The sequence below is a fragment of the Actinoplanes xinjiangensis genome, from assembly GCF_003148685.1.
GTDB classification, from domain to species: Bacteria; Actinomycetota; Actinomycetes; order Mycobacteriales; family Micromonosporaceae; genus Actinoplanes; species Actinoplanes xinjiangensis.
Genome location: NZ_QGGR01000017.1, coordinates 64700 through 79741, shown reverse-complemented (window position 1 = coordinate 79741; position 15042 = coordinate 64700). Strand labels below are relative to the sequence as shown.

The following is a 15042-nucleotide window of genomic DNA, read 5'->3' as shown; positions in this document are numbered from 1 at the left end:
CGGGTATCGGGACTGCTCGCAGTCTCCGGGAGGGGGCATCGATGCTGAACGATGAAGACAGGCGCACGATCGCGGAACTCGAACGCCGGATCCATCTGACCGACCCCGACTTCGCCGCGCGGATGACCGGCGGGCCGGCCGCGGAGGTCCCCTTTCCGATGGTCGCGGTGCTGTGCGCCGCCCTTTTCATCCTGGTTCCCCCAGCGATGCTGCTGTTCGGCTGGCCGGGACTGATCGTCGTGGTCGACCTGTTCCTCCTCGGCATCGCCGGGGTCCTGGTCCACCGCCACCTGCGCCGCTGACCACCGGCTGCGCCACCGACGGCTGCGCTGTCGCGGGCTCTGCCGTTCAGACGGTGACGTCCAGCAGGTCGCCGCTGGTCAGCACGCCGCGCAGGGCGTACAGGTGGACGCCCCTGGTCTGCAGGAGCGCGACCAGGGCGTTCGGACCGGCGGCGGCCGCGGTGACGGCCTCGGCGCTCATGCCGAGCAGCCGGCCGACCCCGGCGAGTTTGGTCTCGTCACGCAGGCCGGCGTTGCGGCCACGCGGTGCACCGGGCAGCGGTGGTGGTGGCGCCTCCGGTTCCGGGTGGATCTTCCCGGCTATCCGCCCCGCGATCGCGTCGGCGCCGCCGGCCGCGATCGTCTCCGGTGTCAGTCCGATCTTGATCGCGGTGATCAGTTCGTCGTGGGGCACTCCGCGCGCGGTCGCGATGTCGTTGAGGCTCCGGCCGGCGTCGAGCTGGGTCCGCAGTTCGCCGGCGGTCAGCCCCAGCGTCTCGGCGACCCGGACCATCGGATTCTCCCGGCGCAGCGCGGGCGGCATCCAGTAGTAGGAGTACGAGCCGGTGGAGGCGGTGACACCGCTGATGGTGGACATGGCGGGAGTCATCGGCGGCGGCCCCGCGATCCTGTGACTTCCGGCGGCCCTTCCCGCAATCAGTGGGGAACCGGCCGGTTCAGCCCGCGGTCACGATGGTCGCGGTGATGACGCCCTCGGCGTCGGGTACGCCCTCGACGGTCACCGGCACGCCGGACGTGATGCTCTCCAGGCTGGCGGTCTGGCTGACCTTCACGGTGGTGTCGTCGCCGGTCCGTACCGTGATCGTCTCGCCGTCCGGGGTCTGCACGTAGAGCGTGGTGCCGTCGACCATCTTGACCGTGCCGATCGTTCCGCCGGCGGTGGCCGGCTGCGCGCCCCCGCCGGGAACGGGGGAGGCGTCGCCGCCCGGTCCGCGGGAGGCGACGGCGAGGCCGCCGAAGCCGCCGGGCGCGCCAGCCCCGCTCGGGACACCGGCGGGGTCGTCGCCGGCGCCCCAGCGTTCGTGCGCCTGCACCCCGCCGAGGAAGCCGCCGGCCAGCAGTACGGCGCCGAGCAGGGCCAGGGTGGTGCGGTTCCACCAGCGGCGCGGGGCGGCCGCGGCCAGGGCCTCGTCCAGCTCCGGGTGGGTGCCGGACGGGCGGGCCAGCACCTCGGTGTCGTGTTTCGTGGGACTCACGCGGCGTTCCTCATCAGTAGGCGCTCATTCGTAACGAAGGGCATCGATCGGGCGCAGGCGGGCGGCACGGGCGGCGGGCAGGCCGCCGAAGAAGAGGCCGATCAGGACGCAGACGCCCAGGGCCAGCACGACCGAACCGGGCACGATCACCGGCTGCACGCCGACGATCGGGAAGCGGCTGCCGATGACGGCCACGGCCACGGCCACCCCCAGCCCGCCACCGATGACGCTGAGCAGGGTGGCCTCGATGAGGAACTGGGAGAGGATGGCCCGGCGGGGCGCTCCCAGAGCCTTGCGGATGCCGATCTCCCGGGTCCGTTCGGTGACCGTCACCAGCATGATGTTGGTGATGCCGATGCCACCGACGAGCAGGCTGATCGCGGCGACCGCCCCGAGCAGGGTGGTGAACGTACCGGCGGTCTCGGTCCGCGCCTCCAGCAGTTGGGAGGCACTCTGCACCCGGTACGCATCGGCGTCCAGCCGGCGGTCGAGGATCGTGGTGATCTGGGACTGCGCGGTGCCGACCGCCGACGGGTCGCCGGCCTCCACCAGGATCGAGCTGAGCGGGCCGTAACCGGCGAGTACCTGGCGGACCGCGCCGATCGGGGCGATCGCCGTGTCGTCGGCATCCTGGGAACCGGCCGAACTCTTCTCTCGGAGCACCCCGACGACGGTGAACAGCGCACCGCCCGCGGTGACCTGCCGGCCGACCGGGTCGACACCGGGGAACAGTTCCGCGGCGACGGTCTGCCCGATCACCACGACGCGGCGGGCCTGCGCCTCGTCGTCGGCGGTGAAGGCCGCACCGGCCGCGACCGGGGAGTTGGAGGCGGCGAACCAGCTCGGCGTGGTGCCGACGAACGAGCCGATCTCGTGCTCGGCGCCCTCGTAGGTCAGGGTGGCCGAGGTGCTGACCACGGGCGACACCGAGCGGACGGCGGGGGCGACCGTGCGGTCGTCGAGGGCGTCGGCCACCCGCATGGTGAGGCCGGCGCCGGCCCGGCTTGTACTCAGCACGGTCAGCGTGTCGGTGCCGAGGGACTCGATCCGGGAGGCGACCGACCGCGCCGAGCCGTTGCCGACCGCGACCAGCAGGATGACGGCGGCGACCCCGATCAGGATGCCGAGCATGGTGAGGATCGAACGCAGTTTGTTGGCGCCGATCCCCCGCAGAGCAAATCCCAGAATATCGCTAAAATTCACCCTAGACTCCCGCTGCTGCGTGCCGGCCGGACGGCTCCTGCCGGATGTCGCCGGCGACCCGGCCGTCGAAGAGGGTGATCAGCCGGTCGGCGCGGGCTCCCACCTCGTTCTCGTGCGTGATCAGCACGATGGTGCGCCCGGCCGCGTTCAGCTCGTCGAACACGGCGAGCAGATCCTCGGTGGCGTGACTGTCCAGGTTGCCGGTCGGCTCGTCGGCCAGCAGCAACGCCGGCTCGGTCACCAGCGCGCGGGCCACCGCGACCCGCTGCTGCTGGCCGCCGGACAGCCGGCTCGGCTCGTGCTCGGCCCGGTCGGCGAGACCCACCAGATCCAGCGAGAACATCGCCCGGCGGCGCCGTTCGGCGGCCCTCATACCGGAGTACGCCAGCGGCAGCTCCACGTTGGCGACGGCACTGGTCCGCGGGATCAGGTTGAACGCCTGGAAGACGAACCCGATCAGCCGGTTCCGGGCCAGGGCCAGCTGCGCGTCACTGAGCGAACCGACGTCGACGCCGTCCAGCAGATACGTACCCGTGGTCGGCACGTCCAGACAGCCCAGGATGTTCATCAGGGTCGACTTGCCGGAGCCGGACGAGCCCATCACCGCCACGTATTCGCCCCGCTCCACGGCCAGGCTCACCCCGTCGAGGGCGCGGATCTCGGTGTCGCCCTCGCCGTAGACCTTGGTGAGCTCCCGTACGTCGAGAACCGGCCGGCCCATGATCAGCGCCCGCCGTTCCCGCCGCCGGACGGCACGCGGCCACCACGCACGTCGCCGGTGGTCGTGGTCGCCGTGCTGCCGGCCGGCAGTACGACGCGCTCCCCGGCGGCCAGGCCCGACGTGATCTGCGCGGCGTCGTCACCCTCCAGCCCGACCTGCACCTGGCGGATCTCCTGCCGGCCGGCGGCGTCCACGACGGTCACGGTGTGCCGGTTGCCGATCGTGGTGACGGCCGCCGAGTTGACCATGACGGCGTTCTCCACGCTGCCGGTGACCACCGAGACGGTCACGGTCTGGCCCGGTTTGGCGCCGTCCGGCGGGTTCGGCAGGCTGACCGTCACGCCGTACGTGACGACGTTGTTCTCGCTGGTCGCGGTCGGGTCGACGGCCACCACCGTGCCGGTCGTCTCGGCGTTCTGCAACGCGTTCCAGACGATGGTGGCGCTCTGACCCTCCTTGAGCTCGGTGGCGTCCGCCTCCGAGAAGGCCGCGGTGATCTGCAGCCTGGCGAGATCGGCGAGGTCCACGAAACCGGCGGTGGACTCGCCGTCGGTCGACGACGAGCCGCCGAGAGTCCCGTTGACGGCGACCACGGTGCCGGCCATCGGGGCGGTCAGCCGGGTGCCGGCGAGCGCCGCCTGCGCCTCGTCGACCGCCAGTTCCGCCTCGGTCACCGCGTTGGCCGCGTTGTCGGTGTCGGTGCCCGCGTCCTCGGCCCGGTCCAGCGCGTCCCGTGCCGCCTCCAGGTCGGCCTGCGCCAGCTTCAGGTCGCGCTGGGCGTCGGCGGGGTCGATCCGGGCCAGCAGGGCGCCGGCGCCGACCTTCTGTCCCACCTTCACCGGGATCGCGGTGACCGTGCCCGGCGTGGTGAACGTGGCGGTGGCGGTGGCAGCGCTGGCCACGGACCCGTCGGCGGTCACCGTCCGGGTGACGGTGCCCTGGTTGGCGACGACGGTCCGGACGCCGGACGCGCTCGCCCGGGTCGTCTCCGAGGTGTCCCGCAGCAGGGTCCAGCCCCAGAAGCCGGCAGCGACGATCAGGAGAGCCAGCAGGGCGTTCACGGCCGTACTGGGACGACGCAGCACATTCACACCGTCATCATGCCTTCCGGCCGGTTCGTGGCGTGCTGTCTTCCGGCAATCCCCCGCTACCAGGAACGCACCACCTGGTCGCCCTGCTCCAGTCCGCCGGTTATCTCGGTGTACCGGTCCCCGCGGAGCCCGACGGTCACCACGCGTTCCTCCGGCCGGTCGGCGGCACGGACCAGCACGGTGCCCGATCCGCCGGACACGTCGTGCACCGCCGTCGACGGCACCCGCAGCACGTCCGCCACCTCGCCGGTACGCACCATCACCTGCGCGCTCTGCCCCACCAGCAGGTCGGCCGGCGAGTCGGCGAAGGCCAGCAGCACCCCGAAGCGGACCAGCGTGCCGTCCGACGTGCCGACCGGGTCGACCTGCACCACTTCGGCCCCGTACACGTCGTCGGAGTCGGCCAGGCTGATCGTCGCGGTCTGCCCGGCCGTCAGGGCGCCCGCGTCCGCCTCCGGGAAGGCGGCGCGCACCTGCATGGCGTACGTGTCGGCCAGGCTGATGAACGTCGACCCGCTCCGGACCCGGTCGCCGACCTCGCCCTCGACGGCCACGACGGTCCCCGCGATCGGGGCGGTGATGGTCGTCGCGTCCAGGGCCTTCTGCGCCGCCTCGACCGCGCGTGCGGCCCGGTTGACCTGCTGTTGCGCGGTGAGCACCTGGTCGCTGCCGGTGTCCGGGTAGCCGCGGGTCGGGCACGGGGTCGCCGCCCTGCCCTCGACGGCCGGCGCCTGCGCACCCCCTACCTGCACCGTCGGCACCTCCGCGGGTTCGGCGGTCCGGCCGGGGCGGGCGCAGGTGGTGGCGCTCGCGGTGGCGCGGACCGCGACGGTCCGGGCGGCGGCGAGCCGGTTCTCGGCCTCGGCGAGACCGGTCCTGGCGTCGTTGAGGTCGTCGATGGCCTCGGTGTCGTCCAGTACGGCGAGCTTCTGGCCCTTGACGACCCGGTTGCCGGGCCGGACCTGCACCGCCTCGACGGTTCCGGCCACGGTGAACGTCAGGCTGCGGGTGGTGGCCGGTTCGATCGTGCCGGTGGTGGCCACGTCCAGGGTGACCGCGCCCCGGTCGACGGCGGCGACGACGATCGCGGCCGGCCTGTCGTCGCCGTCCCGGGCGAGAGCCCCGATCACACCACCGGCCACCGCCCCACCGACGACGATCACGGCACCGATCCACCGAATACGCCGTTTACTGGCGTTCTGCCCCGTTGTATCGCTCACGAACGTGATTGTGGCTGTTCCTACCGGGATCGCGGTTCGGTTTGCCGAGACCGGGCGCGACGGGAGTGCCCGGCTGGGGCGGGCGGGGTGGTTCGTACCGCCGGGGTCAGGAGGCCCGGATGAGCTGCCGGGAGATCGTCTCCATCGTGTCGCTGACTTCCCGGGCGCGTTCATGCAGGTCGTGCAGTACGTCGGTGGTGGCGGGATCGTGGTGGGCCCGGTCCTCGAGGTCGGCGCAGAGCGCCGCGAAACGGTTCGCGCCGAGCGTCGCCGACGAGGCCTTCAGGCTGTGCGCGAGACGGGCGAGGTTGCGGGTGTCGCCGCGGGCGGCGGCCTCGTCCATGCGATCCAGCAGGCCCGGCAGACGATCGGCGAAGTTGTGCAGGACCTCGGCGAGCCGGCGGCGGTCCGCGGGTTCGGCGTCCGGGCCGGCGATCACCTCGACGCAGGCACGGATCATCGCGGGCTCGCCGTCGTCCGGTCCGGGCAGCGGACCGGCACCGGCCAGGCGGACATCGGCGTACGCGGCAGCGGTCGCCAGGACCACGTCGAGGTCGCCCGGGTCCACCGGCCGCGCCAGCATCCCGTCCACACCGGCGGTCGCGAACTCCTCCCGCTCCTCGGAGTCCGAGCAGATCGCGATGATCCGCGGCACCCCGTGCACCGGCGGGTCGGCGCGGATCAGGCGCGTCGCCGTCGGCCCGTCCAGGACCAGCAGGCCGGAACCGAGCAGGACCAGGTCGTACCGGTCGCGCTGGACCGCCTCCACAGCGGCCTCCCCGTCGGCGAGCGTCAGCACCCGGTGCCCGCGGCGTTCCAGCAGTCGCCGGATCAGCCGCTGGTCCACCGGGTCGTCCTCGGCCACCAGCACCAGCAGTCGCTGCTTGCGCCCGTCGACCGGTACACGGCCGAACCCGTCCGGCTGTGGCGTCTCGTCCAGCAGCACCGTGACGGTCACCGTCGTACCGTGGCCCGGCCGGTCCTCCGCGGTGACGCCGCCGCCCATCGACACGGCCAGACCCCGGGCCAGCAGCACACCCGGGTCGGGCCGGTGCTCCGCCGGGACACCGAGCCCGGTGTCCCGGATCGAGAAGTGCACCTCCAGGCCCTCCGGGCGGGACAGCGCCGACACACTCACGGTCACCGCCCCGTGCTCGGTCGCGGCCACCGCCCGGCGCAGCAGAGCGGTCAGGATCCGGCGCACCCGGACGTCGTCGCCGCGTACCCGTTCGGGGCAGCCGGCCGCCAGATGCGCGGCCAGGTGCAGCCCCTTCGCCTCGGCGGCCGCCGCCACCGGGTCCATCGCCCGGCGCACACAACCGCGCAACGAGAACGGGCGGCGGTCCAGCGCCAGGTCACCGGTCTCGATCCGGGCCAGGTCCAGCAGGTCGTCGACGACGGCGAGCAGCGCGGCGGCGCTGTCGTGGACGGTGGTGGCGAGTTCGCGCTGCCGGTCGCCGAGGTCCGCCTCCAGGAGCAGCCCGGTCATCCCGGTCACCGCGGTCAACGGCGCACGGACCTCGTGGTTCATCGCGTCCAGGAACGCCGAGCCGGCCGCGGTCGCCGCGTTCGCCTCGTCGCGGGCCCGCGCCAGGTCGGTCATCGCCACGTTGAACGTGGCCGCCATGTCGGCGAGTTCCCGCGGGCCGCGGACGTCGGCGGGGTGCGCGAGGTCGCCTTCCCGGGCCCGGCGGGCGGCGGCCGTCATCTGGTCCGCGGCGTGGACGAAGCGGCGTTCCACCCGGCGGCCGGCGATCAGCACCAGCCCCGCCACCGGCACCGCCAGCCAGACGATCATCCAGCGGCTGGTACGGGCCACCGCGCCGGTGTCGCCGATCCGCCGGTCCAGCAGGATCTGCTCGTGGCTCAGCATGCCGTCGGTGGCGGCCCGCAGAACACTGACGTCGGCGGCCGGGTCGATCCGCTGGAGGAAAGCGCGGTGAACCGGATCGGAGCCGGCCAGCCGGCCCATCTCGGCCACCCGGAACCGCAGGATGTCCGTGGGAGCGGGCGGGGCGGCGGCAGACCGGTTCACCAGCGCGGCCGCGGCCGCCTCCGGGTCGGTGGGCGCCACCGCCGTGGGCATCCCACCATCGGCGGCCGGCGCCGCCGGATCCGCCGGGGGCGCCGCGAGGCCCTCCACGGCGGCCCGCAGCGCGATGATCCGCTTCACGATCTCGCCGGAGCGCTGGAGTTCGGCGTGGGCCTCCAGGCTCTCGCTGTTGCGCACGAACCCGGTGACGGCCAGGGCGGCGACCGCGGCGAGGGTGAGCAGCACCCCGGCCCGCAGCAGCCGCCGCACGCTCCAGATCCGGTCCCCGACGTCCGGCACGGCACCTACTGTATGGAGAGATCATCGGCGCCGGGTACGCTTTGCTGGGGGTGAGGGTGACTTCGGTTCTCGTGGTCGACGACGATCCGACCCTGCTGCGCATCATCGAGACGGTCCTCACCTCGGCCGGCCTGGAGGTGTCGTCGCGCAACACCGGCCGGGCCGCCCTCCGTGCCGCCCACGCCCACCCGCCGGACTGCGCGGTGCTGGACGCCGCCCTCGACACCGCCGGCCGCGACATGACGGCGGCCGCCCTCTGCCACGCCCTGCGCACCGCCGAGGACACCGCCGACATCCCGATCCTGCTGCTCACCGAGCGGGGCCGCTGGCTGGAGGTGGCCACCGCGTTCGACGCCGGCGCCGACGACTACCTGCCCAAGCCGTTCACGGCCCAGGACCTCGTCCGGCGCGTCGAGGTCCTGGCCCGCTGAGGGTCACACCGACTTCTGGTACGCCCGGAACGTACGGGTGGACAGGAACACCATCGCGGCGGCGGCCAGCGCCAGCCATCCGCAGCGGACGGCGACGACGCCCCAGTCCGGATCGGCGGTCATCGCCGCCCGCGCCGCGTCGAGTGCCCAGTTGACCGGGTTGGCGTCGGCGATCGCCCGCATCCACGACGGCATCAGCGACTCGGCCATGAACGCCGACGACAGGAACGTCAACGGCAACAGCAACAGCGTGTTGACGCCGATGATGGTCTCCCGCTGCCGGACCAGCATCCCGATCGTGTTCGACAGCGCGCTGAACACCGTGCCCAGCAGCAGCGCCGCGACCAGCAGCACGACGAGGCCGGCCACCCCGCCCGGATAGTCCGCCCCGGCGAGCAGCCCCAGCAGCATGATCGCCAGCACCTGCACGGCCGTGCTGATCGCCTGTTCGGCGACCAGCGCGTTCATGATCGCGGACCGGAACACCGGTGTGGTGAGCAGCCGGTTGAGGGTGCCGCGCTCGATCTCCTCGAGGAGGCCCATGCCGGCCCACATGTTCGACGACACCGCGGTCATCACCACGACGCCGGGCACGATGTAGTCGAGGTAGTCGCCCGCTCCGAAGCCCGGCAGCTCCACCACCCGGCGGAACAGGTTGCCGAACAGGAACAGCCAGATCGCCGGCTGCACCAGCATGATCACCACGAATGCCGGCTGCTTGGCCAGCACCTTCAGCCGCCGCCCGGTCATCCACCAGGTGTGCGCCGCGAGGGTCCTGAGCACCGGGACGCCGGGGTTGCCGGCGGCGGGACGGCCGGCGGCCGGATCACTCCGTACGGAGGTGCTCATGCCGCGAACCTCCGTCCCGCGTGCCGCAGGTACACGTCGTCCAGCGACGGCCGCGCGACGGTCACGGCCGCGACGCCGATGCCGGCCGATTCGAGGGCGGCCAGGGCCGCCGGAACAGCCGCGGCGCCGTCGTCGGCCCGCGCGCTCAGCCGCCGCCCGTCGAGGGCGACCTCACGCAAGCCGGGGACCAGCGCGATCACCTGCCGCGCCGTCGGCTCATCCGGTGGTTGCCGCAATTCCAGATGTACGGCGTCCCCGCGCAGTTCCTCCTTGAGGTGCGCGGGCGTCCCGTGGGCGACGATCCGCCCGCCGTCCACGATGGCGAGGCGCGCCGCCAGCCGGTCGGCCTCGTCCAGGTAGTGGGTGGTGAGCAGGATGGCCATCGACTCGTCGGCGGCCAGGCGGCCGATCTCCGCCCACATCGCGGCCCGCCCCTCGGGGTCCAGCCCGGTGGTCGGCTCGTCGAGGAAGAGCACGCCGGGCCGGTGCACGAGAGCCAGCGCCACGTCCAGGCGCCGCTGCATGCCGCCGGACCAGCCGCGCACGACCCGGTCGGCGGCACCGGTCAGGTCGAAGCGGTCCAGCAGTTCGCCGACCCGGCGGCGGAGCGCGGTTCCGCGTACCCCGAAGATCCGCCCTTGAAGTGTCAGATTGTCCCGGCCGCTCGCCATCGGGTCGAGCGCGGACCGCTGGGCGACCACGCCGATCTCGCGCCGCACCCGCTCGGGGTGCCGCAGCACGTCGTGGCCGGCGACCACGGCGGTGCCGGAGTCGGGCCGGGCCAGCGTGGTGAGGATCTTGACGGTGGTGGACTTGCCGGCGCCGTTCGGCCCGAGCAGGCCGAACACCTCGCCGGCCCGGACGTCGAGGCTGAGCCCGTCGAGGGCCTTCACGCCGCCGGGATAGGACTTGTGCAGTTGGTCAGCCGTCACGGCATGACTCATGGTGATCACTCCTGATCTCCACGGGCCGTGTCCGGATATCCTGGTGCTGCTACACGCCTCGGATGCCCGGACCGTTCCCGCGGTCGGTGGTGAGGTGGCGGCCCCGTCCGGTGTTCCCGCACCGGTCGGGGCCCTCTTCATCGGGGTGGTTCGCCCCGCGCCATCAGCTCGCTGATGTCGGGCATGACGCCGGTCTCGTGGGCCCGCCGCCAGGCGGCGATCCCGGGGACCGACCCGTCGCGCAACTCCTGGTGGAACCCGGCCAGCCAGGCCTCCTCGGCGTCCCGCAGTGCCAGCGCATACTCCGCCTCGATGAGGAAGAGCCGTGGCACCTCGTGCCGCGCGGCGGCCAGTGCGGCCCGCGCCGCCGCGTTCTCCGCGGTGAGGATCGCGAGCCGCTGCCCGATCAACTCGGTCATCTCGTCCGGCGGGAGCACCCCGGCGACCGACAGCGCCGACCGCAACCGGGGGTACTCCTGTTCCGGCTGCCCGATCAGCTCACGCAGCCAGTCGGTCATCTCCTGCCGCCCGGCGCCGGTCAGCCGATACACCGTGCGCTCGGGCCGACGGCCTTCCCGGACCGTCTCCGCCGCCGCGATGAATCCGTGCTTCTCCAGGTTCTGCACGACCGTGTAGAGCGAGCCCCACTGGATCTTGATGTCCTGATCCTTGCCGAAGGCCCGCAGTTGAGCGGCGATCTCATACGGGTGCATGGGCTGGATGGACAGCGTCGCCATGATGTGCAACCCGAGCAGGTTGCCCACCTTGCGCCGTTTCGCCATCCCACCGCTCCGTCTCCACTCGCCGCCGATTACCCGCCCACGAGTATTACGCATACGAGCAAGCAACCTCAACCCCGCGGCCCATCCGGGCCGACTCTCAGCGCCGCCGCTGGACTTGGCTGGCTCTCAGCGCCGCGGCTGGACTTGGCCGGCTCTCAGCGCCGCGGCTGGACTTGGCCGGCTCTCAGCGCCGCGGCTGGACTTGGCCGGCTCTCAGCGCCGCGGCTGGACTTGGCTGGCTCTCAGCGCCGCGGCTGGACTTGGCTGGCTCTCACCGCTGTCTCAGCGGCGCTGAGACAGCGGTGGAGACCAGCCGGTTGGGCGGGGTCCGGCCGGTTGGCCGGGGTCCGGTCGACGGGGTCTGCTGTCTAGGGTGCATGCATGTCGATCACTGACCGGGAGCTGGCCATCGCCGCCGCCGAGGCCGGCGCCGCCGTCGTGCGCTCCCACTACGGGTCATCACTCGCACGGCTCCCGAAGGAGGGCGACGACTTCGCGACCGTCGCCGACCTCGAGGCGGAGAAGGCGATCCTGGCGATCCTGCGGGACGCGCGGCCCGGCGACGTGGTCCTCGGTGAGGAGAGCGGCCGCACCGGCGACGGCGACAGCGACCGGATGTGGCTCGTCGACCCGCTCTGCGGCACCCTGAACTACGCCGTCCACACCATGCTGACCTCGGTGAACGTGGCCCTGCGCGTCGGTGACCGGGTGACCGTGGCGGCGTCCGCCGACCCGTTCAACGAGGAGGTCTTCTGGACCGGCGGCGACGGCGCCCACGTCCGGCAGGGCGGGGACGACCGGCCGCTGGTCCCGTCGGCCGGCTCACGCCTGGTCGATCTCAACCTGGATCCGCCGTTTCCCAACCGGCCGGACTTCCTCGCCGCGGCTCTGCTCGCCGACGACGGTTTCATCACCCGGTTCCGCCCGCGGGTCGTCTCCACCACCCTGGCCGTGGCGTGGGTGGCGGCCGGGCGCCGGGCAGCCTACGTCACCGACGGCCACCTGCGCGACAGCGTCCACTTCGCCGCCGGGATCGCACTGTGCGAGGCGGCCGGCTGCGTGGTCACCGGTCTCGACGGTCAGCCCCTGCACACCGGCCGCGGGGGTCTGGTCGCCGCCGCGGACGCGGAGACCCACGCCGCCCTGCTGCGCCTGATCGCCGGGCGGCGGGTCAGCCGGTGAGCAGCGGCGGGCCAGTCGGTGAGCAGCGGCGGCTCAGTCGGTGAGCAGCAGAACGTGCAGGTGACGGGGGCCGTGGACACCCTCGACCCGGTTGAGTTCGATGTCGCTGGTGGCGGACGGCCCGCTGATCCAGGTCAGCGGCCGGGTCCCGTCGAGGTGGGCGATCGCGTCCGGCACCGAGGCGACCACCTGCGACGGCCGCAGCACGATGATGTGCACGTCCGGTAGCAGCGTGATGATGCGCCGCCCCTGATCGGGCGACGCGTCCAGCACGATGGTGCCGGTCTCGGCGACGGCGACGGCCGCGGCGGTGAGGACGGCGTCGGCGGCGGCGATGCGGTCCGGTGTCAGGCCGTCGTCGGCGAAGGCCCCCTCCGGGCGCCACGGGGCGGGCAGACCAGGGGGTACGAGCACCGCCCCGCCCTCCCCCACCAGTCCGGCCACGGTGGCGGCCACCTCGGCGGACGTCACCCGGTACACCTGGGCCTTGTAGTCGACGAGCCGGTCGACGAGCACGTCGAGGTCGGCCTTGTTCGTGCCGGCGGGCCGGTAGTCACGCGGCACGTCCGGCACCACGGGCGCGTCGCGCAGCGCGGCCCGTACCCGGTCGAGGATGAGGTCACGGGAGCTCATCGCTGTGCCCACCAATCGCGGAACGTCTGTTTCGGGAATTCCGGCAGGTCGCGCCCGGCGGTCCAGGCGGACAGCGGCGGGGGCAGCCCTCGACCACGGCGGCCGGCGATGCGGGCCGTCTTGGCGGCGCGCTGCGCGGACGCGTACAGCCGCGGTCGGTCCATGATCCGGGCGGCGGTCACCATGGCGGCCTTCTCGGCGGCCGGGTGGGGCGCCTGGTTGCGCAGGTGCACCAGCATCGACGGGATGTCGATCTTCACGGGGCAGGCGTCGAAGCAGGCACCGCAGAGCGACGACGCGAACGGCAGGCTGGCGTTGTCGGCGATGCCGGTGAGCTGCGGCGACAGCACCGCACCGATCGGGCCGGGATAGACCGAGCCGTACGAGTGCCCGCCCGTCCGCTCGTAGACCGGGCACACGTTGAGGCAGGCCGAGCAGCGGATGCAGTGCAGGGCCGACCGTCCGGCAGGGTCGGCGAGGACCGCGCTGCGGCCGTTGTCGAGCAGCACGAGGTGGAAACTCTGCGGCCCGTCGCCGGGCGTGATCCCGGTCCACATGGTGGTGTACGGGTTCATCCGCTCCCCGGTCGACGCCCGCGGCAGCAGTTGCAGGAACACCTCCAGATCCCGCCAGGTCGGCAGCACCTTCTCGATGCCCATCACGGTGATCAGGGTGTCCGGCAGGGTGAGGCACATCCGCCCGTTGCCCTCGGACTCGACGACCCCGAGGGTGCCGGTGTCGGCGATCGCGAAGTTGGCGCCGCTGACCGCGACCGTCGTGGACAGGAACGTCTCCCGCAGGTAGCGGCGGGCGGCCGCGGCCAGCACCGGCGGGTCGTCGGTCAGTGCCGGGTCGACGCCGGGCATGGCCTTGAGGAAGATCTCGCGGATCTCCGAGCGGTTGCGGTGGATGGCCGGCACCAGGATGTGGCTGGGCCGGTCGTCGCCGAGCTGCACGATCAGTTCGGCGAGGTCGGTCTCGACCGGGGCGATCCCGGCCGCCTCGAGGGCCTCGTTGAGCCCGATCTCCTGGGTGGCCATCGATTTGACCTTGATGACCCGTTCCGAACCGGTCGCCTTCACCAGGCCGGTGACGATGGCGTTGGCCTCGTTGGCGTCGGCGGCCCAGTGCACGACGCCGCCCGCCGCGGTGACCTTCTCCTCCAGTTGCACGAGCAGGTCGGGGAGCCGCGACATCACGTCGGCCTTGATCGCCGAGCCGGCGTCGCGGAGGTGCTGCCAGTCGGGCAGCTCCGCGATCACCCGCCCGGACTTGCCGCGGATCGTCGTGGTGGCGTGCCGCAGGTTGCGCCGTAGCTGCGGGTTCTGTAGCGCCTCGCGGGCCGCCCGCGGGAAGGTCTGATCGCCGCGCAGGTGCCCGACTCCGCGCGGTGCGGTGGCGGGCATCCCCAGAAAGGTGGTCATGACGACTCCGTGGAGGCCAGGATCTCGGCGAGGTGGACGGTCCGCACGCCGGAGCGCAGCCGGGACAGGCCGCCGCCGATGTGCATCAGGCAGGAGCTGTCACCCGCGGTGCACAGGTCGGCGCCGGTGGAGACGATGTTGGTCATCTTGTCGGCCAGCATCGCCATGGACGTCTCCGCGTTCTTGATCGCGAAGGTGCCCCCGAAGCCGCAGCACTGCTCGGCCTCGGGCAGCTCCACCAGGTCGATCCCGCGCACCCGCCGCAGCAGCCGCAGCGGTTTGTCGCCGACCCGCGTCATCCGCAAGCTGTGACATGTCGGGTGGTAGGTGACCCGGTGCGGGTAGTACGCCCCGACGTCCTCGATCTCGAGCACGTCGACGAGCAGTTCGGACAGCTCGTAGGTGCGGGCCGCCACCGAGGCGCTGCGTGAGGCGAGCCCGGCGTCGCCGTGTGCCGACGCGACCATGGTGTGCTGGTGCCGGATCGACCCGGCGCAGGAACCCGACGGCACCACGATCACGTCGTACGGGTCGAACACCGACGCGTACCGCCTGACCAGCGGTAACGCCTCCTTCTGGTACCCGGTGTTGATGTGCATCTGCCCGCAGCAGGTCTGTTCGAAGGGGAAGACCACCTCGTGGCCGAGCCGTTCGAGCAGCCGCACCGTGGCCTTGGCCGCCTCCGGGAAGAGGGTGTCGGCCAGGCAGGTGGCGAAGAACGCGATCCGCACG

Annotated in this window: 16 protein-coding genes; 3 read left to right on the top strand and 13 right to left on the bottom strand. The window is 72.7% G+C overall.

The genetic code is table 11. The annotated features are described in order from the left end of the window. Positions 1-41 precede the first annotated feature (41 nt). The gene (locus BC793_RS31795) at positions 42-302 is read left to right on the top strand and encodes a DUF3040 domain-containing protein (protein WP_109599259.1); all 261 of its coding nucleotides are present in this window, start codon (positions 42-44) and stop codon (positions 300-302) included. A 46-nt stretch (positions 303-348) separates the two neighbouring features. Here BC793_RS31795 and BC793_RS31790 read toward each other — a convergent pair whose 3' ends face one another. The 7 genes from BC793_RS31790 to BC793_RS31760 all read right to left on the bottom strand — a co-directional run bounded on the left by BC793_RS31790 (position 349) and on the right by BC793_RS31760 (position 8065). Next, a complete protein-coding gene (locus tag BC793_RS31790) occupies positions 349-879 on the bottom strand; it encodes a hypothetical protein (RefSeq protein ID WP_109599257.1) in 531 nt (176 codons plus the stop codon). A 79-nt stretch (positions 880-958) separates the two neighbouring features. After that, the gene (locus tag BC793_RS31785) at positions 959-1498 is read right to left on the bottom strand and encodes a hypothetical protein (protein ID WP_109599255.1); all 540 of its coding nucleotides are present in this window, start codon (positions 1496-1498) and stop codon (positions 959-961) included. Positions 1499-1522: 24 nt separating this feature from the next. Next, complete coding sequence (locus BC793_RS31780; RefSeq protein ID WP_109599254.1) at positions 1523-2701, bottom strand: ABC transporter permease; 1179 nt, start codon at positions 2699-2701, stop codon at positions 1523-1525. A 1-nt stretch (position 2702) separates the two neighbouring features. Continuing rightward, on the bottom strand, positions 2703-3422 hold the full coding sequence (locus tag BC793_RS31775; protein WP_109599252.1) for an ABC transporter ATP-binding protein: 720 nt from the start codon (positions 3420-3422) through the stop codon (positions 2703-2705). Positions 3423-3424: 2 nt separating this feature from the next. Next, a complete protein-coding gene (locus BC793_RS31770; protein ID WP_239170405.1) occupies positions 3425-4513 on the bottom strand; it encodes an efflux RND transporter periplasmic adaptor subunit in 1089 nt (362 codons plus the stop codon). Positions 4514-4569: 56 nt separating this feature from the next. After that, positions 4570-5733 (bottom strand): efflux RND transporter periplasmic adaptor subunit, encoded by a 1164-nt coding sequence (locus BC793_RS31765; RefSeq protein WP_109599248.1) that lies wholly within the window; start codon positions 5731-5733, stop codon positions 4570-4572. A 106-nt stretch (positions 5734-5839) separates the two neighbouring features. Next, positions 5840-8065: a hybrid sensor histidine kinase/response regulator gene (locus BC793_RS31760; protein ID WP_239170404.1), complete on the bottom strand. Its 2226-nt coding sequence runs from the start codon at positions 8063-8065 to the stop codon at positions 5840-5842. A 56-nt stretch (positions 8066-8121) separates the two neighbouring features. Between BC793_RS31760 and BC793_RS31755 the strand changes: the two genes are divergently transcribed. Next, complete coding sequence (locus tag BC793_RS31755; RefSeq protein ID WP_109599247.1) at positions 8122-8496, top strand: response regulator transcription factor; 375 nt, start codon at positions 8122-8124, stop codon at positions 8494-8496. 3 nt (positions 8497-8499) lie between these two features. Here BC793_RS31755 and BC793_RS31750 read toward each other — a convergent pair whose 3' ends face one another. The 3 genes from BC793_RS31750 to BC793_RS31740 all read right to left on the bottom strand — a co-directional run bounded on the left by BC793_RS31750 (position 8500) and on the right by BC793_RS31740 (position 11071). Continuing rightward, complete coding sequence (locus tag BC793_RS31750) at positions 8500-9345, bottom strand: ABC transporter permease (protein ID WP_109599245.1); 846 nt, start codon at positions 9343-9345, stop codon at positions 8500-8502. Further along, the gene (locus BC793_RS31745; protein WP_249037397.1) at positions 9342-10277 is read right to left on the bottom strand and encodes an ABC transporter ATP-binding protein; all 936 of its coding nucleotides are present in this window, start codon (positions 10275-10277) and stop codon (positions 9342-9344) included. Before BC793_RS31745 ends, BC793_RS31750 begins: the two co-directional genes overlap by 4 nt. A 149-nt stretch (positions 10278-10426) precedes the next feature. Continuing rightward, a complete protein-coding gene (locus BC793_RS31740) occupies positions 10427-11071 on the bottom strand; it encodes a PadR family transcriptional regulator (protein WP_109599243.1) in 645 nt (214 codons plus the stop codon). 381 nt (positions 11072-11452) lie between these two features. Between BC793_RS31740 and BC793_RS31735 the strand changes: the two genes are divergently transcribed. Further along, on the top strand, positions 11453-12253 hold the full coding sequence (locus tag BC793_RS31735) for an inositol monophosphatase family protein (RefSeq protein WP_109599241.1): 801 nt from the start codon (positions 11453-11455) through the stop codon (positions 12251-12253). A 33-nt stretch (positions 12254-12286) separates the two neighbouring features. Here the strand turns inward: BC793_RS31735 and BC793_RS31730 are convergent, their stop codons facing one another. Genes BC793_RS31730 through BC793_RS31720 form a run of 3 tightly spaced genes read right to left on the bottom strand, consistent with a single transcriptional unit; the run spans position 12287 to position 15041 of the window. Continuing rightward, a complete protein-coding gene (locus BC793_RS31730) occupies positions 12287-12886 on the bottom strand; it encodes a LutC/YkgG family protein (protein WP_109599239.1) in 600 nt (199 codons plus the stop codon). Continuing rightward, positions 12883-14310 (bottom strand): lactate utilization protein B, encoded by a 1428-nt coding sequence (locus tag BC793_RS31725; protein ID WP_109599237.1) that lies wholly within the window; start codon positions 14308-14310, stop codon positions 12883-12885. The genes BC793_RS31730 and BC793_RS31725 overlap by 4 nt, the downstream gene beginning before the upstream one ends. After that, the gene (locus BC793_RS31720; protein WP_109599406.1) at positions 14307-15041 is read right to left on the bottom strand and encodes a (Fe-S)-binding protein; all 735 of its coding nucleotides are present in this window, start codon (positions 15039-15041) and stop codon (positions 14307-14309) included. The genes BC793_RS31725 and BC793_RS31720 overlap by 4 nt, the downstream gene beginning before the upstream one ends. Position 15042: the final 1 nt, after the last annotated feature.